22 protein-coding genes are annotated in these 23,820 nt (G+C 74.0%); 12 read left to right on the top strand and 10 right to left on the bottom strand.

All coding sequences use genetic code 11. The annotated features are described in order from the left end of the window. Window positions 1–476 precede the first annotated feature (476 nt). The 3 genes from D450_RS0124895 to D450_RS0124885 are packed head-to-tail and all read left to right on the top strand — an operon-like array spanning window position 477 to window position 2,847. Window positions 477–707 (top strand): DUF6504 family protein, encoded by a 231-nt coding sequence (locus tag D450_RS0124895; protein ID WP_017541343.1) that lies wholly within the window; start codon window positions 477–479, stop codon window positions 705–707. A gap of 40 nt (window positions 708–747) precedes the next feature. Then, window positions 748–1,425, top strand: a complete 678-nt coding sequence (locus D450_RS0124890) for a response regulator transcription factor (protein WP_017541342.1) — start codon at window positions 748–750, stop codon at window positions 1,423–1,425. 12 nt (window positions 1,426–1,437) lie between these two features. After that, on the top strand, window positions 1,438–2,847 hold the full coding sequence (locus D450_RS0124885) for a sensor histidine kinase (RefSeq protein WP_017541341.1): 1,410 nt from the start codon (window positions 1,438–1,440) through the stop codon (window positions 2,845–2,847). Window positions 2,848–3,211: 364 nt separating this feature from the next. Here D450_RS0124885 and D450_RS0124880 read toward each other — a convergent pair whose 3' ends face one another. Further along, window positions 3,212–4,126: a TAXI family TRAP transporter solute-binding subunit gene (locus D450_RS0124880; protein WP_017541340.1), complete on the bottom strand. Its 915-nt coding sequence runs from the start codon at window positions 4,124–4,126 to the stop codon at window positions 3,212–3,214. Between the two features lie 253 nt (window positions 4,127–4,379). Here D450_RS0124880 and D450_RS0124875 point away from each other — a divergent pair, with 253 nt between their 5' ends. Beyond that, on the top strand, window positions 4,380–5,906 hold the full coding sequence (locus tag D450_RS0124875) for an SLC13 family permease (protein WP_017541339.1): 1,527 nt from the start codon (window positions 4,380–4,382) through the stop codon (window positions 5,904–5,906). 113 nt (window positions 5,907–6,019) lie between these two features. On the opposite strand, the gene D450_RS0124870 is transcribed toward D450_RS0124875, so the two are convergent. Further along, the gene (locus tag D450_RS0124870) at window positions 6,020–6,706 is read right to left on the bottom strand and encodes a helix-turn-helix domain-containing protein (protein ID WP_017541338.1); all 687 of its coding nucleotides are present in this window, start codon (window positions 6,704–6,706) and stop codon (window positions 6,020–6,022) included. Window positions 6,707–6,849: 143 nt separating this feature from the next. Here D450_RS0124870 and D450_RS0124865 point away from each other — a divergent pair, with 143 nt between their 5' ends. Genes D450_RS0124865 through D450_RS0124845 form a run of 5 tightly spaced genes read left to right on the top strand, consistent with a single transcriptional unit; the run spans window position 6,850 to window position 11,419 of the window. Then, the gene (locus tag D450_RS0124865) at window positions 6,850–7,602 is read left to right on the top strand and encodes an aspartate/glutamate racemase family protein (RefSeq protein WP_017541337.1); all 753 of its coding nucleotides are present in this window, start codon (window positions 6,850–6,852) and stop codon (window positions 7,600–7,602) included. A 40-nt stretch (window positions 7,603–7,642) separates the two neighbouring features. Next, the gene (locus D450_RS0124860; RefSeq protein ID WP_017541336.1) at window positions 7,643–9,172 is read left to right on the top strand and encodes an NCS1 family transporter; all 1,530 of its coding nucleotides are present in this window, start codon (window positions 7,643–7,645) and stop codon (window positions 9,170–9,172) included. 43 nt (window positions 9,173–9,215) lie between these two features. Then, window positions 9,216–10,709 (top strand): NCS1 family nucleobase:cation symporter-1, encoded by a 1,494-nt coding sequence (locus D450_RS0124855; RefSeq protein WP_017541335.1) that lies wholly within the window; start codon window positions 9,216–9,218, stop codon window positions 10,707–10,709. A 54-nt stretch (window positions 10,710–10,763) separates the two neighbouring features. Next, window positions 10,764–11,021, top strand: a complete 258-nt coding sequence (locus tag D450_RS0124850; protein WP_017541334.1) for a type II toxin-antitoxin system CcdA family antitoxin — start codon at window positions 10,764–10,766, stop codon at window positions 11,019–11,021. Beyond that, window positions 11,018–11,419 carry a PIN domain-containing protein gene (locus D450_RS0124845; protein WP_017541333.1) on the top strand — a complete coding sequence of 134 codons (402 nt, stop codon included), beginning with the start codon at window positions 11,018–11,020 and terminating at the stop codon, window positions 11,417–11,419. Before D450_RS0124850 ends, D450_RS0124845 begins: the two co-directional genes overlap by 4 nt. A gap of 27 nt (window positions 11,420–11,446) precedes the next feature. Here the strand turns inward: D450_RS0124845 and D450_RS0124840 are convergent, their stop codons facing one another. The 8 genes from D450_RS0124840 to D450_RS0124805 all read right to left on the bottom strand — a co-directional run bounded on the left by D450_RS0124840 (window position 11,447) and on the right by D450_RS0124805 (window position 20,781). After that, the gene (locus D450_RS0124840) at window positions 11,447–11,935 is read right to left on the bottom strand and encodes an NUDIX hydrolase (protein WP_017541332.1); all 489 of its coding nucleotides are present in this window, start codon (window positions 11,933–11,935) and stop codon (window positions 11,447–11,449) included. Window positions 11,936–12,009: 74 nt separating this feature from the next. Next, window positions 12,010–12,639, bottom strand: a complete 630-nt coding sequence (locus D450_RS0124835) for a class I SAM-dependent methyltransferase (protein WP_017541331.1) — start codon at window positions 12,637–12,639, stop codon at window positions 12,010–12,012. A 22-nt stretch (window positions 12,640–12,661) separates the two neighbouring features. Next, a complete protein-coding gene (locus tag D450_RS0124830; RefSeq protein WP_017541330.1) occupies window positions 12,662–13,030 on the bottom strand; it encodes an STAS domain-containing protein in 369 nt (122 codons plus the stop codon). 232 nt (window positions 13,031–13,262) lie between these two features. Continuing rightward, window positions 13,263–14,279, bottom strand: coding sequence for a methylmalonyl Co-A mutase-associated GTPase MeaB (gene meaB, locus D450_RS0124825; RefSeq protein ID WP_017541329.1), 1,017 nt, complete (start codon window positions 14,277–14,279; stop codon window positions 13,263–13,265). Continuing rightward, a complete protein-coding gene (gene scpA, locus D450_RS0124820) occupies window positions 14,276–16,528 on the bottom strand; it encodes a methylmalonyl-CoA mutase (protein WP_017541328.1) in 2,253 nt (750 codons plus the stop codon). The genes meaB and scpA overlap by 4 nt, the downstream gene beginning before the upstream one ends. Then, window positions 16,525–18,417, bottom strand: a complete 1,893-nt coding sequence (locus D450_RS0124815) for a methylmalonyl-CoA mutase family protein (RefSeq protein ID WP_026128754.1) — start codon at window positions 18,415–18,417, stop codon at window positions 16,525–16,527. Before D450_RS0124815 ends, scpA begins: the two co-directional genes overlap by 4 nt. A 145-nt stretch (window positions 18,418–18,562) precedes the next feature. Beyond that, complete coding sequence (locus D450_RS0124810; RefSeq protein ID WP_017541326.1) at window positions 18,563–20,044, bottom strand: hypothetical protein; 1,482 nt, start codon at window positions 20,042–20,044, stop codon at window positions 18,563–18,565. 101 nt (window positions 20,045–20,145) lie between these two features. Then, window positions 20,146–20,781, bottom strand: a complete 636-nt coding sequence (locus D450_RS0124805; RefSeq protein WP_017541325.1) for a YigZ family protein — start codon at window positions 20,779–20,781, stop codon at window positions 20,146–20,148. Window positions 20,782–21,015: 234 nt separating this feature from the next. Here D450_RS0124805 and D450_RS0124800 point away from each other — a divergent pair, with 234 nt between their 5' ends. The 3 genes from D450_RS0124800 (at window position 21,016) to D450_RS0124790 (ending at window position 23,794) form a co-directional block, all read left to right on the top strand. Further along, window positions 21,016–22,590: a cation:proton antiporter family protein gene (locus D450_RS0124800; RefSeq protein WP_017541324.1), complete on the top strand. Its 1,575-nt coding sequence runs from the start codon at window positions 21,016–21,018 to the stop codon at window positions 22,588–22,590. Beyond that, window positions 22,587–23,285, top strand: coding sequence for a helix-turn-helix transcriptional regulator (locus D450_RS0124795; protein ID WP_017541323.1), 699 nt, complete (start codon window positions 22,587–22,589; stop codon window positions 23,283–23,285). Before D450_RS0124800 ends, D450_RS0124795 begins: the two co-directional genes overlap by 4 nt. Before the next feature lie 32 nt (window positions 23,286–23,317). Further along, a complete protein-coding gene (locus D450_RS0124790) occupies window positions 23,318–23,794 on the top strand; it encodes a DUF3291 domain-containing protein (protein ID WP_017541322.1) in 477 nt (158 codons plus the stop codon). Window positions 23,795–23,820 lie beyond the last annotated feature (26 nt).

Raw genomic sequence — 23,820 nt, 5'->3', positions numbered from 1 at the left:
CCCGCCCCGGTCTTCGCACGCCGAGTCGCGGTGGGACCTCCCCCGCCGCCGGCCCGAACGCGCGATGCTCCCCTCCGCGTTCGCCGCACTGCGCGCCCCGGCCTCCCGCCCCCCACGACACGTGCCGCTCCCGGGGCTCGTCCCATGCCCAGGCCCTGCTCCGCCTTGCCCGGCGACGGACCGACGTGGCGACGGACCGACGTGGCGTCCGCGATGCTCCGCGACGGCCCCCTCGACGGGCACCGGGCCCGCGCCCGGCTTGGCGGAGAGCAGAGCGGAGAACAGAGAGGCACCCCCGGCGACACGCCCGGCAGGCGATCGCTCCCGATCCGCTCTCCCCCCGCCGAGCAGCGGCGATGCCCCCCTCTGCCGCCCCGGCGCTGCGCGGCGGGCCGCATACGGTGCGGCGTTCCTCCTAGGGTGGGCACCGGCGCGGAGCGCTGGGAACGCGAACACCTGTTCGATACGCTTCCCGGGTGAGTCTCTTCAACGAACGGATCGACGTCCGAACGACCGCTGCCGGCCGCCCCTCCCTCTTCGCCTGGAGGGGGCGCCTCTACCGGGTCCAGCGGGTCATCGGCCACTGGGAGGGCGCGGTCGACCTGGTGCGCGTGGCCGCCGAGTCCGACCGGGGCGAGCCCAGCATCGCCGACATCTCGGTCGACCGCACCACAGAGGACTGGACGATGCGCCGCCACTGGAGCTGACCCGGGCCGTTCCCCGGGAACGGCTCTACGATTGTCGGCGATGCGCATACTCGTGGTCGAAGACGACGACCGGGTCGCGCGCGGGCTGGTGACGGCGCTGCGCAACGCCCGGTACGAGGTCGAGCGGGCGGCGACGGCCCAGCGGGCGGTGGAGGCCGGCCCCGCCGACGTCGTCCTGCTCGACCTGGGGCTGCCCGACGCCGACGGCATCGACGTGCTGCGGCGGCTGCGCGAGCGCCCCGGGACCGCGATCATCGCCGTCACCGCCCGCGCCGAGGAGCGCGAGCGGGTGCGCGGGCTGCGCGCCGGGGCCGACGACTACGTGGTCAAGCCCTTCGGCATCGCCGAGCTGCTGGCCCGGGTGGAGGCGGTGCTGCGCCGGACCCGGGCCGAGCGGGCCGCCGCGGCGCCCGACTCCCCGCTGGCGGTGGGGCCGCTCGACGTCGACCCGGGGCTGCGCCGCGCCGCCCTGGACGGCGCGCCGCTCACCCTCACCCGCAAGGAGTTCGACGTGCTCGCGCTGCTGGCGGCGCGGGCGCCCGCGGTGGTCGGCCGGGACGCCATCCTCGACCAGGTGTGGGGGACCTCCTGGGAGTCGTCCTCGCGCACCCTGGACACCCACATCGCCTCGCTGCGGGGCAAGCTCGCCGGGGCGGTGCTGATCCGCACCGTGCGCGGGGTCGGCTACCGGCTGGCCCCCGCCGGCGAGGACGGCTGAGCGGGCCGCGCCGTGCTGCGCCGCCTGCTGGCCCTCCTGGTCCCGATCGCCTTCCTGCTCACCGCCTCGCTGGCGGTCCCGCTGGGCGCCGTCACCGCCCAGCGCCAGACCCAGGAGATGTACGTGGACCGGCTCAACGACGCCGGCCGGTTCGCCTCCCTGGGGGCGACCGCCCTGCGCACCGGCCGCACCGCGGGGCTGCGCGGGGAGCTGGAGCGGTACGGGGAGCTCTACGGCGCCCGGGTCGCGGTGGTCGACCCCTCCGGTGCCTCCGTGCTGGCCTCCTCCCCGGAGGCGGCCCGGACCGCGCAGGGGCGGCCGGAGGCCCAGCGCGCGCTGGGCGGGTTCCGCCCCGCGCCGCCGACGGCGGTGTGGCCCTGGTCCGACGAGGACCTGGTGATCGCCGAGCCGATCGGCCGGGACAGCGGCGTGGAGGGGGCGGTGGTGCTCTCCGCGCCCACCGGGGAGCTGCGCGCGCGGATCCTGCGCTCGTGGGCGATGATGGCGGCGCTGTCCATGGTGCCGCTCGTGGGGCTGTCGGCGGTGGCCTGGCCGCTGTCGCGGTGGGTGCTGCGTCCGGTGCGCCGGCTGGACGAGGCGACCGCGGCGATCGCCGAAGGCGACCTGTCGGCCCGGGCCGACCAGGCGGGCGGGCCGCCGGAGCTGCGCCGGCTGGCCTCGTCCTTCAACGCCATGGTGGACACGGTGGAGCGGGCCCTGCACCGGCAGCGGGCGTTCGTCTCGGACGCCTCCCACCAGCTGCGCAATCCGCTGGCGAGCCTGCGGCTGGCGGTGGAGAACCTGGAGCCGCTGCTGCAGGGCGAGCAGGCGCGCCAGGCGCAGGCCGACGCGGTCGAGGAGGCCAAGGCGATGCACCGGCTGCTCAACTCGCTGACGGCCGCCACCCGGATGGAGAGCTTCCGCGCCTCGGAGCCGGTGGAGCTGGACGAGGTGCTGGCCACCCGGCTGGCGCGGTGGCGGGCCCTGGCCGAGGTGCAGGACATGGAGCTGGAGACGCGCGTGCCCGAGGGGCTGCTCGCGCTGGCGCCCCCGGGCGGGCTGGGCAGCGTCCTGGACGAGCTGATGAGCAACGCGATCCGGCTGTCGGGGGGCGGCAGGATCCGGCTGAGCGCGTCGGCCGCGGACGGGGCGGTGGTGCTGCACGTCGCCGACGACGGGAGCGGGCTGGACGCGGACGAGCGCGCCAAGGCCCTGCAGCGCTTCTGGCGGGGGCCGCGCCACCAGAACGTGGAGGGCACCGGACTCGGCCTGGCGATCTGCGCCGACCTGGTCGAATCGTCCGGCGGGAGCCTGCGCCTGCTGCCGGGCCTTCCCCGCCCCGACGGCGGCTTCGGCCTGGACGTGGAGGTCCGCCTCCCCGAGGCGCCGGCCTCCCCGCAGCAGGAGGAACGGCGGCGGTAGGCGTGCCCGCGCGCAGGGGAGGCGACCGCCCCGCAGAACGTCCCCTCACGACTTCCGCAAAGCTCGGTTCTGCTGAGCTTTTCAGAGGTTCTGCGGTGTAGGGCGGGCCGCTCCGGTGGCGCCGCGGGACTGGAGAACCGGCGGTTCCGAGCCGACGGGCGGGCGGCATCCCGCCGCCGACGCCCCTCCCCGTCGAACCCTCCACAGCGGCCCGACAGCCGCCCGCCGGCCCGGGCCAGGCGGGGAACGGGCGCGGACCGTGGCATCCGTCCTCCGCACCCGCCGAACTTCCGGAGAGCCCGGTACGGCCGTACGGCTGTCGAAGATCGTGCGGGCGGGCATCGGCAGGCCGATGGGGGGCGTCCTACAGCTTCTGTTCGCGGAACCATCTCCGGGCGCCCGGGTGGAGGGGGACCTCGCCGGTGGCGATGCCGGTGCGGATGTTGATCTGGGCCGCCTCCGGGCGCCGGGCGGCCAGTTCGGCCGAGCGGGTGAAGACCGTGGCGGTGACCGCGGCCGCGACGTCGTCGGGCAGGTCGGTGCGGGCCAGCAGGATGTTGGGTACGGTCAGCGTCGGGGTGGCCGCCACGCCCTCGTACCCGCTGGCCGGCAGCGTCGCCGGCAGGTACACCCCGGGCTCGTCGCCCGCCAGCAGGTCGGCGGCCCCGCCCAGGTCCACCGCGCGCAGCCGCATCCGCCCCGCCAGCCCGGTGATCGCCGGGGTGGGGATGCCGGTGAGGGAGAACATCGCCTCGATCTCCCCGTCCTCCATGAGCCGGGCCGACTCGGCCTGGTTCAGCAGGATCCCGTCCATGCGCACCCCGGTCAGCGCGCTGAGCCGCCGCACCGTGTACTCGGTCCCCGAGTCGGCGGCGCCGAAGGACACCCGGCGGCCCTCCAGGTCGGCGAGCTCCTCGACGCCGGAGCCGGCCGGGACCACCAGGTGCAGGTAGCTGTCGTACAGGCGGCACAGCGCAGCCGTCCCCCCGGCGCCGCCGGGGACCGAGTCCAGGCTGACCATGGCGGTCTGCACCGCGCCCTCGTCGAGCAGCCGCATGTTGTCGGTGGAGGCCCGCGTCCCGCGCACCTCGACCTCGGTGTCGGGCAGGGCCGCACGCAGCTCCTCGGCCAGGGCCGCGCCGATCTCCCGGTAGACCGCGCCCGGCGGGCCGGTCGCCAGCACCAGGCGCGGATAGGGCGCGGGGGCCGGAGCGGAGCAGCCGGGGGCCGCCGACGCCAGCGCTCCCGCGGCGGCCGCGCCCAGGGCCCCGCGCAGCACCGCGCGCCGCCCGGGCGGCCGCGCCCTCCGTTCGTCTCCCACGCGAGCAGGATAAACACGGCGCACCGCAGGTGGGACCGCGGGTACGGACGGTCCGGCGAATGTCAGAGAAATCCCAAGTTTTGCCGCGATGTTTGCGTGGGCCGGACCACAGTGACCAGGCTCACCCCGTGACCGCGGAGACAACGGGGCGATTCCGCGGAAACCCCGCACCCGCACCACCCCGCCCCACCTCCTGAGGAGGCTGCACACCATGTCGAGCGCCCAGGGCTCCGACACCCCCGCCGCCGAGGCCCCCGCGGCCGACGGACCGGCCCCGAACGGCTCGTTCACGAGCAAGGCCGTCGGCCTGCTCGTCGGACCGGCCGTGATGGGCCTGCTCATCCTCGCGTTGCCGGACTCGCTGCCGGTCGAGGGCCGGATGACCGCCGGGATCGCCGGGCTGATGGCCGTCTGGTGGGCCACCGAGGCCATCCCGCTGCCGGCCACCGCGCTGGTCCCGCTGGTGCTGTTCCCGGTGCTGGTCGGCGCGGACATCGGCGACGTCGCCGCCCCCTACGCCAGCGGCATCATCTTCCTGTTCATGGGCGGCTTCATGCTGGCCCTGGCCATGCAGAAGTGGAACCTGCACCGGCGGATCGCCCTGAGCATCGTCGCCGCGGTGGGCAGCAGCCCGGTCATGCTGATCGCCGGGTTCATGCTGGCCACCGGCTTCATCACGATGTGGGTCAGCAACACCTCCACCACCATCATGATGCTGCCGATCGGCGTCGCCGTGATCGGCATGGTGGCCCAGCTGCGCGGCGGGCGCACCGACCCCAACTTCGCGACCGCGCTGATGCTGGGCATCGCCTACGCGGCCTCCATCGGCTCGGTGGCCACCGTCATCGGCACCCCGCCCAACGCGTTCATGGTCGGCTACCTGGCCGAGAGCCACGACATCCACGTCGGCTTCGCCGAGTGGATGATGGTCGGCCTGCCGCTGGCCGCGGTCTTCCTCGTGGCGGCCTGGCTGGTGCTGACCCGCCTGGTCTTCCCGCCGCAGATCAAGGAGCTCGACGGCGGGCGGGAGCTGATCCGCGACGAGCTGCGCGCGATGGGCCCCATGTCGCTCCAGGAGAAGCTGGTGCTGGGCATGTTCGTGCTCGCCGCCGCCTCCTGGGTGGGCGTGCCGCTGCTGGCCGACTCGCCCGTGGGCGGGGCGGTGCCGTGGCTGGCGAACATCAGCGACGCCGGGATCGCGATGACCGTGGCCGTGCTGCTGTTCCTCCTGCCCGCCGGCAGGGGCGACGGCTCCCGGCTGCTCGACTGGGAGACCGCGGCGCAGCTGCCCTGGGGCATCCTGCTGCTGTTCGGCGGCGGCCTGAGCCTGGCCAAGCAGTTCGACGGGAACGGGCTGAGCGGCTGGATCGGCGAGCAGGTCGGCGGCATCCCGGTGCCGGTGTGGGTGCTGGTGCTCCTCGTGGCCGGCGTGGTGCTGCTGCTGACCGAGCTGACCAGCAACACCGCCACCGCGGCGACCTTCGTCCCGGTCATGGCCGGTGTGGCGGCCGGCGTGGGCACCGACGTGATGACGCTGGTCGTGCCCGCGGTGCTGGCCGCGTCGCTGGCCTTCATGCTGCCGGTGGCCACCCCGCCCAACGCGATCGTGTTCGGCTCGGGCCACGTGGGCATCCGCCAGATGATGCGCGGGGGCGCCGTCCTCAACATCATCGCCCTGGCCCTGATCATGCTGGTGATGTACACGATCGCCGGCCGGCTCCTGGACTTCGCCCTCTAGGGCGACCGCGGAAGGCCCGTCCCCTCCGGTCCTTCCGCCCAGGGCGGTGTCCGCGCGCCCCTCCCCTCCCTGCGCGCGGGCACCGCCCTTCTTCGTGTGCGCGCGGCGGGGCCTCAGCCGAGGTTGAGCCAGATCGCCACGGCGGTCTCGGCGCCCTGGTTGGAGATCCGGTGCGGCGTGGTGGAGGGGTACATGATCGAGTCGCCCGGGTGCAGCTCGTGCGTCTCGAAGCCCACGTCCACGGTGAGCACGCCCCTGACCACGTTGCCGATCTCCTGGCCGCGGTGGCGCACGTACTCGGCGTTCTGGCTGGAGAACGCCCCGGGCGGGTACACCGACTCGAAATAGTTCAGTCCGCGTACGCCCGCGGGGGACAGCCGGCGGTAGCGCACCCCGTGGTCCAGCTCCAGGGTGGCGGCCTCGTCCCGGCGGACGAGCTGCACCCCGTCGGGTGCGCCGGTGCCTCCGGGGTCCTCGGGGAACTGCGGGAAGCCGGGCGCGGCGGTATCGCCCCCGTCGCCGCCGCTGTCGGCGTCCGCCGGCTCCTCACCGAAGGCCGAGGACATGGGCGCGTCGAGCTCGGTGAGGATCTGGTACAGCCGGGTGACCGACGGGCGCATCTTGCCGCGTTCGATCTGGGAGAGGGCGCTGGCGCTGATGCCGAGCCGCCCGGCCAGCTCCCGCAGGGACAGGCCCCGGCCGGTGCGCAGCTCGCGGATCCGTTCACCGAAGCGCTGCTCGTCGAATCCCGCGCGGGCGAGGGCCGTGGCGGCGTGTGGGGCTTCCGGGGAGTCGTCCATGGCGCTGTTAAGTATAGATGTCGCCTGCATGAAGCTATTGCTTTATATCTCGTGAAGTAATAGCTTCACACCACGTGGCGGGCATCACACGTCCCGCCCGCCCGCCCCGTACCGGCCGCCGCGCCCCGGACGAAAAGGACCCCATGCGCATCCTGCTGGTCAACGTCAACACCTCCGACCGCGTGACCCGCGCGCTGGCCGACGAGGCCCGGTCCGCCGCCCGCCCGGGGACCGAGATCGTTGCGCTGACCCCCCGCTTCGGCCCCGAATCGGTCGAGGGGAACTTCGAGAGCTACCTGTCGGCGGTGGCGGTGATGGACCGGGTCGCCTCCTACGAGGGGCCCTACGACGCGGTGGTGCAGGCCGGGTTCGGCGAGCACGGCCGGGAGGGCCTGCAGGAGCTGTGCCCGGCCCCGGTCGTCGACATCACCGAGGCCGCCGCCCAGCTCGCCTGCCTGGTGGGCGGGGAGTACGCGGTAGTCACCAGCCTGCGGCGCACGGTCCCGCAGATCCGCGCCCGGCTCCGCCTGGCCGGGCTGGACACCCGGTGCGCCTCGGTGCGGGCCAGCGGCCTGCCCGTGCTGGAGCTGGAGCGCGACCACGGCGCCGCGCTGCGCGCGATCGCCGCCCAGGCCGAGCGCGCCGTCGAGGAGGACGGCGCGGACAGCATCGTGCTCGGCTGCGCCGGAATGGCCGGGCTCGCCGAGGCGGTGCGCGAGGCCACCGGGGTCCCGGTGGTCGACGGCGTGGCCGCCGGGGTCGCCCTGGCCGAGTCCCTGGTCGGGCTGGGCCTGTCCACCGGCCGCAGGGGCGCCTACGCGCCGCCCCTGCCGAAGGAGATCACCCACTGGCCGCTGAGCGCCGCCCTGGACGGCGCCCCCGCCCCGCACGCATGAGACAGAGCCCCGGCCCGCCCGGAGATTGCGAGGATCCCCCATGGAAGCGCCGGCCCCTGGCAGTCGCGCCCGCGGCGCCCCGGCACGCGGCGGCCCCCGCCCCGTCAACCACCTGCTCGAAGAGTCCATCCTGCCCACCTGGCTGACCCAGCGCCCCATCTCGGTGTGGGGGTTCGCCTGGATCTGGGTCGGGCTGGCGGTGGTCATCGTGACCTTCCAGTACGGCGCCAACGGCGTGGAGGGCGGCGTCCCGCTCGCACAGGTGATGGCGGTGGTCTTCACCGCCACCCTGGCGCTGGCGGTGGTCATGACGCTCACCGCCGACATCGGCACCGAGCACGGGCTCTCCTTCGCCGTCTACCTGCGCGCCCCCTTCGGCACCGTCGGCACCCACTTCCCGTCGGTCTCCCGCGGCCTGGTCGCCGCGTGCTGGTTCGGCATCCAGACCTACCTGGGCGCCCTGGCGATCAACGGGCTGGTCGAGTACTGGACCGGGTTCAGCTCCTGGCCGGTGTGGTACGCGGTGTTCCTGGCCGTGCAGGTGGTCAACGTGGCGCTGGGCATCAAGGCCGTTGAGCGCCTGGCCTCCCTGGCGGCCCCGTGCATCCTGGCCATCTCGCTGTGGATGTACCTCACCCTGGACGGCATCGCCGAGCTGGAGGGGCGCAACATCTGGACCTTCGCCGGCGACGGCGACACCACCCTGCTCGCCCTGTTCCTGGTGAACATGGTGGTGTGGGCGCCGCTGGCGGTGGACATCCCCAACATCACCCGGTTCGTGGCCGCCCCGTCCGGGGACCGCGGCTTCCTCCGGCGCAACCGCAACGTCATCGTGGCCCAGTTCGCGGTGCTGCCGGCGATGCAGACCTGGATCGCCTTCATCGGCGCGGTCTCCTTCATCGTCACCGGGAACTGGAACCCCATCGACGTCATCCGCGAGCAGAGCACGGGGGCCGTGCTCGGGGTGCTCCTGGTGATGGTGCTGCTCGCCCAGTGGTCCACCAACACCGCCGCCAACGTGGTCCCGGCGGCGCTGAACTTCGTCAACGCGGCCGCGCCCCGGCTGTCCTACCGGATGGGCGTGGTGCTGGCGGGCGCCGTCGGCACCGCGGTGATGCCCTGGCTGCTGCTGGACAACCTGTTCACCTTCCTGAGCTACTACGGCGGGTTCATCGCGGCCATCGCCGGGATCATGATCGCCGACTACTACGTGCTGCGCCGCCGCCGGGTGAACGTGCCCGACCTGTACCGCCCCGACGGGCAGTACCGGTACGCCCGCGGGTTCAACCCGGCGGCGCTGATCGCCTGGTCCTCCGCCTCCGCGATCGCGCTCTGGCAGCCCGACTACGCCTACGTCATCGGCTTCCCGGTCGCCTTCGCCGCCTACCTCGTGCTGATGAAGGCGTGGATCCTGCCGCGCCACCCGCAGGCCGAGATCGGCGCCGAGCGCCCGGACGACTACCTGGCCACCAGCGTCGGGGCGAGCTGGGTCTACGACCCGGCGACCGACGCCTTCTCCCGCCCGTCCGTCGCCGACCTCCCCCAGGACCGGGCCCGCTCCGACATCTGAGGCGCTCCGCCGCATCCCCACCCGCCGATTCCGAGGACCCGCCATGACCGACCCCACGACAGCGGCCCCGGCCCCCGCCACCGACCAGGCGGCCGCCGCGCCCGCGTCCGTCCCGGGCGCCGACCCGGCGCTGTACAACGACGACATCGCACCGCTCCCGCAGAAGAAGCGCACCTGGGGCACCTTCGAGATCTTCAACGTGTGGTCGAACGACATCCAGAGCCTGTTCGGCTACACGCTCGCCGCCACCCTCTTCGTCTCCTACGGCCTGAACGGGTGGGCCGTGTTCGCGGGCATCATGCTCGCCGGCGTCATCATCATGGTGCTGTGCAACCTGGTCGGCCGCCCCAGCGTCCGGCACGGCATCCCCTACGCGGTGGTGGCCCGCGCCTCCCTGGGGGTCTACGGCACCCAGTTCCCGACGATGCTGCGGGCGGTCACCGCGGTGTTCTGGTACGGCGCCCAGACCTATTTCGCCTCGACGGCGGTGGCGCTGATGATCACCGCGCTGTTCGGGCCCGGCCCGGACGCGACGTTCCTGGGGATGTCGGCGGTGGGGTGGCTGTCCTACGCCATCGTGGCGGTGTTCCAGCTCGCCCTGTTCGTGGGCGGCATGCGGTGGATCGGCACGTTCCTGAACTGGGCGGGCCCGGCGGTCTACGCGGTGATGATCGCCCTGATGGCGGTGATCTGGTGGCGTGCCGGAGGCGGACTGCTCGCCGAGATCGGCACCGTCTTCTCAGGCTCGCAGGGCGGCTCCGAGCAGGCCGGCGGCGTCGGCGCCTTCTTCGCGGTCGTGGGCACGATGGTGGCCTACTTCGCGGCGGTGGTCGTCAACTACGGCGACTTCGCCCGCTTCGTCCGTTCGGAGCGGTCCATGAAGCTCGGCAACCTGCTGGGGCTGCCGGTGAGCCTGGCCGTGTTCTCCTTCCTGGCGCTGATGATCACCGCCGGCACCGGGGTGCTGTACGGCGAAGCCCTGACCAACCCCTCCGACATCGTCGAGCAGGTGGACAACACCGCGCTCACCGTGGTGGCGGCGCTGACCTTCTTCGTCGCGACGGTGGGGATCAACCTGGTCGCCAACTTCATCCCGCCGGTGTACGCGCTGGCCAACCTGGCGCCTTCGCGCATCACCGCCTTCACCGGCGGCCTGGTCACCGCGGCGGTGGGCTTCGTGGTCGGCGGCCTGTGGGTGGCGTTCATCGAGGGCATCGGCATCGCGGCGTTCGTGGACACATTGGGGGCGGTGCTGGCGCCGCTGTTCGGGATCATCGTCGCCGACTACTACCTGCTGCGCCGGCAGCGCCTGGACGTGCAGGCCCTGTACTCCTCCGCACCGGACGGCCCCTACCACTACACCCGGGGGTGGAACCTGCGCGCCATGGCGGTGTTCGCCGCCGCGTCGGTCTTCTCGATCGCGGCGGTGTGGCTGCCCGCCCTGGAGTTCCTCTCCGGCTTCGCCTGGATCCTGGGCGCCGCACTCGGCGCGGTCCTGCACTGGGCGGTCATGCGCGGCCGGGTGGCGGCCGCTTGACCGGCGATCCGCCGTTCTCCGGACACGAGCCGCTTACTTGAGTATGATGAGAGCATGGCCGACACCACACGCATCACCGTGACGCTCCCGAAGGAGCAGGTCGAAGCGCTGAAGGAGTTGACCGACAACGTCTCGGCCTATGCGGCAGAGGCCATCGCTCAACAGATCCGACATCATCGCCTTGAAGAGGAACTGCGGCTCCATCAAGAGGAGTTCGGTGAGTTCACTGAGGAGGAGCTGGCCGAAGCTCAGGAGCGTATCGATTCCGCGTTCCGACAGGACACAGGCGAGTCGGGAAACAGGGCCGCATGACCACGAACCCGGCGACCGTCGTACTGGACTCCCAGGGGCTCTCGGCCTGGCTGGAGAACGACCGCAAGGTCGTAGCGATGTTGCAGAGGTTCAGCTCGGCGAAGAGCGCGCTGGTGATCGGCGCCAACACCATCATCGAAGTCAGCCACGCACGGACGAACCCGGCGCGCATGCACTGGATCCTGTCCCAACTCAAGATCGAGCCGGTGACCGAGCAGGCGGCGGTGTCGGCCGCGCGCCTCCTCAAGGAGGCAGGCGTCCACGGCCACAAACACGCGATCGATGCCACCGTCGCAGAGGTCGCGCTGCGCCAGCCGGGTCCCGTCGCCCTTCTCACCTCTGATCCCGATGACATGAGGCGGCTCTGCGGAGAGCGGGTGGCGGTCGTCCCGGTGTGAGTCCACGGGCGCCGGGCCCGTCGCCGCCTACCCGGCCGGCACGAACCAGGCCTCGCCGTCCTCATGGGCGCGGTGGATGCGGTCCAGGACGCGGTCGGGCATGGGCGGCAGGGCGTCGACCGGGAACCAGTCCACGGCCAGGGACTCGTCGCCGTCGACCCGGGCCGCGCCGCCGACCGGGCGGCACCGGAAGGAGATGTCGATGAACTGCACCACGTCCCCGTTGGCGTAGGTGAACGGCTCGCCGGTGACCACGCCGGCCACGCGTTCGGGGACCACCCGCACACCGGTCTCCTCCTCGACCTCGCGGACCAGCGCGGCCGCCGGCTGCTCGCCCGGCTCCAGGATGCCGCCCGGCGGCGACCACCCCCCGTCGTCGGCCCGGCGGTGCAGCAGCACCCGGTCCCGCGGCCCGGTGGCGCCGTCGCCGATGACGACCCCCGTCACGCCGGTGAGGAACAGCTTCTCGTGGCCGACGTGCTTGCGCAGCGCCAGGATGAAGTCGGGTGTGGGCATGCGGCGACACTACCTCGCGGTACGGGTGGGACGGCCGAGGCGCGGCGGGGGCACGGCCGGGCGCCGGCGGCGGGTCAGGGCCGCGTGTAGAAGAGCGAGTACCGCCAGAACAGCAGCCGCCGCACTCGGACCCCGGGCAGCACGCGGCCGGCCTCGGCGGCGATGCGGCGCAATCCCATCTCCGGTTCGGCCACCGGCATCCCCGGCTCGGCCGGGTCCGGCACCCCGGTCAGCGCGCGGCCGGCGGCCAGCGACGCGCCCATCGTCCATTGCGGCAGCAGGGCGGCGGCCGAGGCGGCCCGGTCGTCCGCGGTCTCCTCGCGGTACAGCCCCAGCACGGCGAGCACCCCGCCGGGCGCCAGCGCCGCCTCCAGGCGGCGCAGCGCGTCGCCGAACTCGGCGGCGGGCAAGTGGTGCAGGCTGGCGATGGCGGACACGAAGCCGTAGGCGCCGGGCTCCAGGTCGATCTCGCCCAGCGCCGCCTTGGTGAAGCGCACGTCCATCCGCTCGGGGGTGCGGGCGCGGGCCGCGTCGACCATGCGGGGGTCGGGGTCGATCGCGTCCACCTGTGCGGCCACCGCCGCCAGCCGCCGCGCGAACCGGCCGTCGCCGCAGCCCACGTCCAGGGCGCGGGTGCACGGCCGCGGCACACGGCTCAGCAGCAGGCCGTGGTAGTGCGCGTTGTGGTTCCAGGAGAGGTCCACGGGGAGAGCCTCGTTCGGGGGGTCAGCCGGCCTGCTTGGCCTCCAGCGCCTTCATGGCGCTGACCGCCACCGGCACGGTGCGGTGCACCGGGACCTGCCGGTGCAGTCCGACCAGCCGGACCACCTTGGTGACGCGGTCGTTGGGCGCGGCGAGCGCCAGGCTGCCGCCCCGCTCCTTGACCGCGCGGTAGATGTGGATGACGGCGTTGAGCCCGCTGGAGTCCATGAACTCCAACGCGCTCAGGTCCAGGATCAGCCACGGACCGTGCTCGCCCACGGCCTCCATGACATGCCCCTGGAGATCCCCGGCCGTCGCGATGTCGAGGTCGCCCTCCACCGTGACGATCACGGTGTGGTTCTCGACCCGGGTGCCGAGCCCAAGCCTGTGCACGTTCACTCCTCCCAGCCCCACTGATGGTGAGGGGTCCCCATGCCGCCCGACCGCGGCTCGGCCGCGTCCGCCCGCCCCGGCGCACCGGCCGGGCGCCCGGCTCCCCTCGCCGGTCGCGCGCGCATCCCTGACCACCCACGGTATTAGCCGATCGGCGTGACGGGAATGCCGATTCGGAAGTTATTTTCGTCCGCACACGGCGCGGTGAACCCCGTGTGCGCTGTGGCCTGCGTCATTCTCCGGCGTCCGGGACGCCCCCGACGCCGCGCAGGAACCCCTCCAGGATGCGGTCGGCGGCCTGCGTCGCGGTCCGCTCCCCGGTGCGCACCGCCTCCTCCAGGCCGGGCACCTCGGAGGCGACCCGCGGATCGCGCTCCAGGCGGTCCATCAGCCGCTCGCGCACCTGCGCCCACATCCACGCCACCTGCTGGCGGCTGCGCTGCTCGGCGAACTCCCCCGACTCCTCCAGGGCGCGGCGCTGGTCCTGCACCGCCCCCCACACCTCGTCCAGGCCCTCCCCGGTCAGGCCGCTGCAGGTGAGCACCCGGGGGCGCCACACCTCGTGCACCGGGCGCAGCATCCGCAGCGCCCGCCCCAGCTCGCGGGCGGCCGTGCGGGCGTCGTCGGCGTGCGGGCCGTCGGCCTTGTTCACCGCGACCACGTCGACCAGCTCCAGCACGCCCTTCTTGATGCCCTGCAGCTGGTCGCCGGTGCGGGCCAGGGTCAGAAAGCAGAAGCAGTCGACCATCCCGGCCACCGCCACCTCCGACTGGCCCACGCCCACGGTCTCCACCAGCACCACGTCGAACCCGGCGGCCTCCATGAGCACCATGGTCTCCCGGGTGGCGCGGGCCACCCCGCCCAGCGTGCCGGCGGTGGGCGAGGGGCGGACGAAGGCGTCGGGGTCCACCGCCAGCCGCGCCATGCGGGTCTTGTCACCGAGGATGCTGCCGCCGCTGCGGGTGGAGGAGGGGTCCACCGCCAGCACGGCCACCCGGTGGCCGCGGCCGGTCAGCGCGGTGCCGAGCGCGTCGATGAAGGTCGACTTGCCCACCCCGGGCACCCCGGTGATGCCCACCCGGTGCGCCTTGCCGCTGTGCGGGAGCAGCCGCACCAGCAGCTCCTGGGCGCGCTCGGCGTGGTCGGGACGGCGCGACTCGACCAGGGTGACCGCCCGGGCCAGGGTGGGGCGGTGGCCCGCCAGCACCCCTTCGGCCAGGGCGTCCACGTCGAAGCGCCGCCCGCTCACGCGTGCCCCAGCTCGGCGGCGAGCCGGTCGATCAGGCCCGCCGCCGCCTCGGCGATCACCGTTCCGGGGCCGAAGACCGCGGCGGCGCCGGCCTCGACCAGCGCGTCGTGGTCGGCCGGGGGGATCACCCCGCCGACCACGACCATGATGTCCTCGCGCCCCTGCCCGGCCAGGGCCTCGCGCAGCGCCGGGACCAGCGTCAGGTGCCCCGCCGCCAGCGACGACACCCCGATCACGTGCACGTCGGACTCGGCCGCCTGGACCGCCACCTCGCCCGGGGTCTGGAACAGCGGGCCCACGTCCACGTCGAAGCCCAGGTCGGCGAAGGCGGTGGCGATCACCTTCTGCCCGCGGTCGTGGCCGTCCTGGCCCATCTTGGCGACCAGGATGCGGGGACGGCGCCCCTCCTGCTCCTCGAACCGCTCCACCTTGTCCGCGACGGAATCCATCGCCTCAGCGGCCCCCTTCGCCGACGACGCCTCCTGTCGGTACACGCCCTGGATGGTGCGGATCTGCCCGGAGTGCCGCCCGAACACCCGCTCCATGGCGTCGGAGATCTCCCCCACGGTCGCCTTGGCCCGCGCCGCGTCCACCGCCGCCGCCAGCAGGTTGTTCTCCAGGGTCCCGGCGCCGGGCTCCTTCGCGGCTGCGTCGGTCAGCCGCTCCAGGGCGGCCCGGGTCGCCTCCTCGTCCCGCTCCTCGCGCAGCCGCCGCAGCTTCTCCAGCTGCTCGGCCCGCACCCGGCTGTTGTCGACCCTGAGCACCTCGATCTCGTCGGGGGTGTCCGGCCGGTACTTGTTCACCCCGATGACGGGCTGGCGGCCCGAGTCGATGCGCGCCTGGGTGCGGGCGGCCGCCTCCTCGATGCGCATCTTGGGGATCCCCGCGTCGATGGCGGCGGCCATGCCCCCGGCCTCCTCCACCTCCCGGAGGTGCGCGCGGGCGCGCTGGGCCAGCTCGGCGGTGAGGCGCTCGACGTAGTGGCTGCCGCCCCAGGGGTCGATGCTGCGGGTGGTGCCCGACTCCTGCTGCAGCACCAGCTGGGTGTTGCGGGCGATGCGCGCCGAGAAGTCGGTGGGCAGGGCCAGCGCCTCGTCCAGGGCGTTGGTGTGCAGCGACTGGGTGTGCCCCTGGGTGGCGGCCATCGCCTCCACGCAGGTGCGCACCACGTTGTTGAACACGTCCTGGGCCGTCAGCGACCAGCCCGAGGTCTGGGAGTGGGTGCGCAGCGACAGCGACTTGGGGTTCTGCGCGCCGAAGCCGTGCACCAGGTCGGCCCAGAGCAGCCGCGCGGCGCGCAGCTTGGCCACCTCCATGAAGAAGTTCATGCCGATGGCCCAGAAGAAGGACAGCCGGGGCGCGAACGCGTCCACGTCCAGCCCGGCGCCCTGCCCGGCACGGATGTACTCCACGCCGTCGGCCAGGGTGTAGGCCAGCTCCAGGTCGGCGGTGGCCCCCGCCTCCTGCATGTGGTAGCCGGAGATGGAGATGGAGTTGAACCGGGGCATCCGGTTCGAGGTGTAGGCGAAGATGTCGGAGATGATCCGCATCGACGGGGCCGGCGGGTAGATGTAGGTGTTGCGGACCATGAACTCTTTGAGGATGTCGTTCTGGATGGTCCCCGCCAGCTTCTCCGGCGCCACCCCCTGCTCCTCGGCGGCGACGATGTACAGCGCCATCACCGGCAGCACCGCGCCGTTCATGGTCATCGACACGCTCATCCGGTCCAGCGGGATGCCGTCGAAGAGCTGCCGCATGTCGTAGATGGAGTCGATCGCCACCCCGGCCATGCCCACGTCCCCGGAGACCCGCGGGTGGTCGGAGTCGTAGCCGCGGTGGGTGGCCAGGTCGAAGGCGACCGACAGGCCCTTCTGTCCCGCCGCCAGGTTGCGCCGGTAGAAGGCGTTGGACTCCTCGGCGGTGGAGAAGCCGGCGTACTGGCGCACCGTCCAGGGCTGGTTGACGTACATGGTCGGGTAGGGGCCCCGGAGGTAGGGGGCGATGCCCGGGTAGCCGGACACGAAGTCCAGCCCCTCGGTGTCGGCGGCGGTGTACAGCGGCCGCACCCCGATGCCCTCGGGGGTCTCCCACACGAACGCGTCCGGGTCCTTGCCGGTGGCCTCGGCCAGCGCCGCCCGCCAGGCCTCCGCCCCGGCGGCGCCCGCCCCGGGCGGCGGCCCCACCGCGCCCGGTGGAACCGTGCTGAAGTCGGGGACCGCCTCCCGGCCCCCGCCCGCACCCGTGGTCATCGGCCCACCCCCAGCGTCTCGTGCAGTCCCTTGAGCAGGTCCAGGGCGTCGGCCCCGGTGTACAGGAAGCCGTCCGCGCCGGCCGCCCGGTACTCGTCGAGCGGCTTTCCCGCCAGCAGCACGCTGCGCGCGCCCGCGCCGCGCAGGGCGCGCACCGCCTCGGCGGCGTGCTCGTCGTAGACCGCGTCGCTGGAGCACAGGCAGGCCACCTCGGCCCCGGCGGCGGCGAACGCCTCGGCGGCCTCGGCCGGCCCGCCGGCGGTGCCGCCGCCCAGCGCCTCGATCCCCCCGGCCTGCAGCAGGTTGGCCGCGAAGGAGGCGCGCGCGGTGTGCGCGGCGACCGGTCCCAGGGTGGCCAGGAAGACGGCGGGGCGGGCGCCGGTGGCGTCGCGGTGGGCGTCCGAGCGCTCGCGCAGCTCCTCGAAGTCCTGGGCGTAGCGGCGGGCCGGCAGGAGGGAGGGGGAGTCCTGCCCGGTGTACAGGGCCGGGGCCGGCGTGCGCTCCAGCAGCTCCTCGGAGAGCAGCGGGAACTCGCTGACCCCGGTCACCGGGTCGGTGCGGTGCGCGACGGCGTCCCGGCGGCGCTCCCACACCTCGTCGACCCGGTCGCGCAGCAGGCCGGAGTCGAGCGCCCGGGGCAGGCCGCCGGCGGCCTCCAGCTCCTGGAAGAACGCCCACCCCTGGGCGTACAGGTCGGCGGTGAGCCGCTCCACGAAGAAGGCGCCCCCGGCCGGGTCGATGACCTGCGCCAGGTGCGCCTCCTCCACCAGCAGCGTCTGGGTGTTGCGGGCGATGCGCCGGGCGAAGCCGTCGGGCAGGCCCAGCGCGGAGTCGAAGGGGCGCACGGTGACCGCGTCGGCCCCGCCGACCCCGGCGCCGAAGCAGGCCAGGGTGGTGCGGAGCATGTTCACGTACGGGTCGCGGCGGGTCATCATCGCGTCCGAGGTCACCGCGTGCAGCCGCATCGACCGGTGCTCCTCGCCCAGCCCGCACGCCTCGCAGACCCGCGCCCACATGGCGCGGGCGGCGCGCAGCTTGGCGATGGTCAGGAACTGGTCGGCCGAGGCCGCCAGGCGGAACTCGATGCGGGCGGCCGCCTCGGCCAGGCCGAGGCCGGCCTCGGTGAGCAGGCGCAGGTAGGAGGCGCCGACCGCCATGGCGGTGCCCAGCTCCTGGGCCTCCGAGCCGCCCGCGTCGTGGACGGGGGTGGCGTCGGCGGCCATCAGCAGCAGGCGGGGGTGGCGGGCGCCGAGGTCCCGGGCGGTGGCCGCCGCGTCGGCCGGGTCGGCGTCCTGCCCGCGCATCCGGGCGGCGAGCGGGTCGATGCCCAGGCCGCCGACGGCCGAGCCGCCGGGGGCGCCGGAGTCGGCCCAGACCTGGAGCAGCGCGTCGGCGGCGGCGCGGTGGTCGGCGCCGGGCTCCAGGTGGACCGGGGCCATGTCCAGGTACACGTCGGTCAGCGCCTCGCGCAGGCCGGAGGGGGGCAGCCCGCCCTCGCCGACCCGCAGCCACAGTGCGCCGACCCCGTTCTCCAGGTCGGCCAGCACGGCGCGGCGGGTGCGCGCGGGGTCGGGGTCGGCGTGCAGCTGGCGGACCTGCCACCCGGAGGCGGCCGCGGCCCCGTCGGGGCGCCCGCCGCGGGTGAAGGGGGAGAGGCCGGGGAAGCCGGAGTCGAGGCCGTCCTCGGGGGTGTAGAGCGGGCTGAGGGTGATGCCGTCATAGGTCGCCGAAGCCAGCAGGGCCTCGGGCTCCGAGGCGTCGGGGCCCACCTCGACACCGGTCTTCTTCAGCACCCCGGCCACGAGCGACCGCCACTGCTCGCGGGAAGCGCGGGGGAACGCGGAGCCCGGGACCGGGTCGCCGCCCGTCTGACTGTCCGGCATGTCCATACTCCGAGATGCTATAGAACGGGGTTCTGCGAGGAACCGAGCGGGGTGCGCAGAAAGTGTCGGAGACCACGTGCCCGATGGCGGCACGTTCAGTCTTCGCCCCCGGTATCCGGGGTCCGGGCGGCGCGCGCTCCGGCCCAGGCGGTCAGCCCCCGCCGGAGGGCGGGAAGACGAAGCGCTGGCGGTCGTACACGACCACCGCGTACCCGTCTGCGCTGACGGCCTCGACATAGGCGTCCATGCCCTCGGCGACGGCGTCCTTGGTGCGCGCCTCCAGGACGACCTGCGCGCTGTCGGTGTCGTCGGCGCCGCGCGCGTCACCGTAGACGAACCCCTGCGCGGCGAACGCCGGGGCGAGCGCCCGCTCCTCCTCGCCCTCGAACTCCCAGAGCCGCTCCCCCGTGGCGGTGTCCACGGCCATCATCGGCGTCGCACCTCCGGCCTGGGGAAGCAGGAGGGTTCCGGTCTCGGAGTCGTGGACGGTCCCGGCGACCGGATCCGGGGAGAAGCCGGGATCGGCGGGGTTGGTGCCGGGCTCGGAGAGGGTCCAGGCGACCTCGCCCGTGTGCAGGTCGTGCATGGACAGCAGGGAGGGCTCCTCAGGGCGGATCCAGCGCACGAGCACGGCGGGGACGGTGTCCTCCTCGGCGTCCTCCTCAGCGTCCGCGCCCTCCGTGTCCTCAGGGGCCGAAGGGGCGGCCCCGTCTCCGTCGCCGTCCTCGGTTCCGCCCTCGGTGCCCTCGGTTTCCTCGGTGTCCTCAGCGTCTTCAGAGGCGTCCGGGTCGTCCAGGCCGTCCGGCTCGGGGAGGCGGTAGTGGCCGATGATCTGCGGGACCGGGCGCGGGACGGCACCGTCGCCGAGGAGTCCGGAGGCGTCCCCGGCGGTGCTCCACAGCGGCTCGTCGGGGTCGCCGGGGTCGCGGGCCTGGAGCAGCCCCGCGCCGTCGTCGAGGAGCAGGACCCCTTCGTCGGCACCGACGGGCACACCGAGCCGTCCGACGTCGGAGTCCGGCGGACCGGCGCCCTCCTCCTGCTCCCCCGGGGGCGCCTCGAACGCGTACTCCCATCGGGGGCCGTCCCCCTCGGGGCCGGTCACCGTGAACTCCCCGTACGGCTCCTCGGGCGTCCACCCCTCAGGGCGGCGCACCGAGAAGCCGGGCACGTAGACGTCGCGGCCACCGCCTTCCCAGACGGTCGCGCCCTCGTCGTCGATCACGCTCGCGCCGTCGCCCTCGGCGCTGGCGAGGCGCAGCGCGGGTCCGCCGTCGGGCGCGCGGGTGAAGCCGACCACCCGTTCCCCGCCCTGCCAGAGGGTCTCGCCGTCCGAAGCGCGCTGGAGCAGGTGGCGCTCCTCGCTGTTGGAGCTGATGAGGAAGGAGCCGCCGACGCCCTGGATGCGCACGCCCATGTCGTCGTCGAGGATGTCGGGACCGTCGGAACCGGACCCGTGCAGGTGGCGCACCGGATCCCCCTCGACCCCGGGCGGCCGTTCACCGCCGAAGGCGGTGGGCAGCGGGCTGGGCGAGGGGTCGGGCGGCTCCGGCCCCTCAGGCGTGCACGCGGCACTCGCGAGGGCCACGACTCCCGCGAGGAGCACGGCGCCCTGGGCCCGCCGCGTGGTGCACATTGCCCACTCCCTTGGACGACGTTCCGTAGGCGCATCCTAGAACGCCGGGCGCCGGCCGGATACGCCCCTTTGCCGGGCTCACCCTTCGCCGGGCTCCGGGCTCACCCTTCGCCGGGCTCCGGGGGCACCTCGACCACGGTGCTGCCCTGCACCTCACAGACGGCCTGGCCCGCCGTGGCCTCGGCCAGCCAGGCGCGGAAGCCCTCCAGTTCGTCCTCGCTCAGGGCGACGTCGATGCGCACGTCGGCCCCGTACTCCACCTCCCGAACGGTGTAGGCGGAGGAGCGCAGCTCGCTCTCCAGCCGCCCGGCCTGCAGGTAGTCGGCCACCACCGCGACGACGAGCAGGGTGCGGCGCTCCAGCAGCCCGAACGCGTCGAGCGCGGCGGAGACGGCGCCGCCGTAGGCGCGGATCAGCCCGCCCGCCCCGAGCTTGACGCCGCCGAAGTAGCGGGTGACCACGGCGACCGTGTCGGTCACGCCGCGGTGGCGCAGCACCTCCAGCATGGGCACCCCGGCGGTGCCGGAGGGCTCGCCGTCGTCGCTGGAGCGCTGCACTCCGCCGTCGTCGCCGAGGACGTAGGCGCTGCAGTTGTGGTTGGCGCTCCAGTGGGCCTTGCGCCGCTCGGCGATGAAGGCGCGCGCCTCGTCCTCCGAGCCGACGCGCGCCATCGCGCAGATGAACCGGGACTTCTTGATGTCGAGTTCGTGCTCGCCACCGCGGCTGATCGTTCTCATAGGCGGCACCGATCGTACGCGTCCGCGGAGGGGACACCGGGCGCCGGCGGCCGCGCTTTTCGGTCGGCGAATGGTACACGGGGGCCCGCCTGTGTACGCGGCGGATGCGACTCCATACGATTTCTTAACACTCGTGACGCCCGTCCGCAGAGCGCGCGGCATCGGCCGGACCGCCGGACCGCAGGCCCCCGGCGCGCCGACCGGGACGCGCAACGCCCGGAAGCGAGGGGGACCATGGAACCCGCATTCATCGCCGCCGCATTCGCCGGCGGGCTCGCCGCCACGGCGGTGCGGCTGCCTCCGCTCGCGGGGTTCCTCATCGCCGGGTTCGTGCTCAACGGGATGGGCTACACGCTCACCCCGGAGCTGGACGCCGTCGCCGACCTGGGCGTGACGCTGCTGCTGTTCACCATCGGCCTCAAGCTCGACGTGCGCAGCCTGCTCAGGGCCGAGGTGTGGGGCTCGGCGACCGCCCACATGGCGCTCTCGGCGCCGCTGGGCGCGCTCGCCCTCGGAGCGATCAAGCTGACCGGCCTGTCCCTGCTCCAGGGCACGGACTGGACCGGGCTGCTGGTGCTCGGGTTCGCCCTGTCCTTCTCCAGCACCGTGTTCGCGGTCAAGGTACTGGAGGGGCGCAGCGAGATGGGGTCGCTGTACGGTCGCCTGGCCATCAGCGTGCTGGTCATGCAGGACGTCTTCGCGGTCGTCTTCCTCACCGCCTCCGGCGGCGGCCTGCCCTCCCCGTGGGCGCTGCTGCTGCCGCTGCTGGTGCCCGCGGCCCCGCTGCTGCGGCGGCTGCTGGACCGGATCGGCCACGGCGAGATGCAGGTGCTGTTCGGGGTGGCGGCCGCGCTCGTGCTCGGCTACGCCCTGTTCGACCTGGTGGGCGTCAAGGGCGACCTCGGCGCGCTGGCCCTCGGCGTCCTGCTGGCCCCCGCCGCCAACGCCCCGCCGCTGGCCAAGACGCTGTTCTCGCTGAAGGAGCTGTTCCTGGTCGGGTTCTTCCTGAGCATCGGCCTGACCGGGATGCCGACCTGGGAGACGGTGCTCCTGGCGATCGCCCTGCTGCTCCTGGTACCGGTCAAGGGGGCGCTGTTCGCCGCGCTGTTCCTGCGCTTCCGGCTGCGCGGGCGCACCGCCCTGCTGACGGGGATCGCGCTGGCCACCTACTCGGAGTTCGGGCTGATCGTAGGCGCGCTGGCGGGGGAGCAGGGGTGGCTGAGCGACGACTGGCTGGTGGCGCTGGCGCTGGCCGTGGCGCTGAGCTTCCTGGCCTCGGCCCCGCTGAACACGCGCGGGGAGGAGGTCTACCGCGCCGTCGCGCCGTGGCTGCGCCGGCGGGAGCGCGCGGACCTGCTGCCGAGCGACCGGCCCATCGACCTGGACGGGGCGCGGGCCGTCGTGCTGGGGATGGGCCGGGTCGGGCGGGGCGCCTACGACCGGCTGCACGAGGCGTACGGGATCGCCGCGGTCGGTATCGAGCACGACCCGGCCACCGTGGAGCGGCTGCGCGCGGCGGGCTACCGGGTCGTGGAGGGCGACGCCACCGACTCCGACTTCTGGGACCGGCTCACCCTGTCCGACGAGGTCGACCTCGTCGTGCTGGCCATGCCCCACCAGCGGGGCAACCTCGCCGCGCTGGAGAGCCTGGGCGCCGACGGCCACCGTCCGGTGGTGGCGGGGGTGGTCACCCACGCCGAGGAGATCGACGAGCTCTACGCGCGCGGCGCCGACGAGGTGCACCACCTCTACGGGGAGGCGGGCCGCGCCCTGGCCGACGACGCGGTGCGCCGCACAATGGAGGGGTGACCGAGGACTCCGCGGACGGCCGCGCGCGACAGACGGCCGATGATGCATCCGNGGGGGCGCTGGCCGACCCGGTGCGCCGCCGCCTGTACCGGTTCGTGTGCGAGCGGGGCGAGGCCGGCCGGGCCGAGGCCGCCGAGGCCCTGGACCTGACCCGCACCCTGGCCGCCTTCCACCTGGACCGGCTGGCCGGCGCCGGCCTGCTGGAGGTGGAGCGGCGGCGGCTCTCCGGGCGTCAGGGGCCGGGGGCGGGGCGCCCGGCGAAGGTGTACCGCCGCGCCGACCGGGAGGTCAGCCTGCACCTCCCGCCGCGCGAGTACGAGGCGGCGGCGCGGCTGCTGGCCGAAGCGGTCGAGCGCGCGGGGGCCGAGGAGGCGCTGTACGCGGCCGCACGGGAGGAGGGCCGCCGGCGCGCGGCCGCGGGCGGGAACGGCGGCGGGGCTCCCCGGACGCTCGACGAGCTGGCCGGGGCGATCGCGGCCTGCGGGTACGAGCCGACCACGGCGCCCGGGGACGGCCAGGTCCGGTTCCGCAACTGCCCCTTCCGCTCGCTCGCCGCCGACTTTCCTCCGCTGGCCTGCGGGATGAACCTGGAACTGGTGCGGGGGATGGTCGAGGAGTGGGGCGGGTTCAGCGCCCGGATGGCCCCGTCGGCGGGAGGGTGCTGCGTCGCCATCTCTAAAAACAATAATTCTTGACTTAGAAATCGGGACGTGCTCTGCTGTCCGTCATGACCTCCCACCACCTCGCCCAGCTGAACATCGCCGCCCTCAAGGCCCCGATCGACTCCCCTCTGCTGGCGGACTTCGTCGCCGGCCTCGCCCCGATCAACGCCCTCGCCGACGCCTCCCCCGGCTTCGTCTGGCGCTACACCGACGAGGACACCGACGACGCCACCGCCAGTCGGCCGTTCGGCCCGGACGTGATCGTCAACCTCTCGGTATGGGAGGACCTGGAATCGCTGCGCGCCTTCACCTACCGGGACGACGGCCACCTGGACTACATGCGCCGGCGGCGCGAGTGGTTCACCCCGCTGGGGCGGCCCGGCCTCGTGCTGTGGTGGGTCCCCGCCGGCGTGCTGCCGACACTGGCCGAGGGCGGTGAGCGGCTGGCCCGGCTGACGGCGGACGGCCCCACCCCCGAGGCCTTCACCTTCCGGCACCCGTTCCCCGCCCCGCCGGCCCGCACTGGGGTGATTTCCGGTTAGGGGGTGTTTCTTGGATCAGGCCCTAG

This window comes from Nocardiopsis halophila DSM 44494, assembly GCF_000341245.1.
GTDB classification, from domain to species: Bacteria; Actinomycetota; Actinomycetes; order Streptosporangiales; family Streptosporangiaceae; genus Nocardiopsis_A; species Nocardiopsis_A halophila.
The sequence above is the reverse complement of the archived record's forward strand: the minus strand, read 5'-3'. Positions and strand labels throughout refer to the sequence as shown.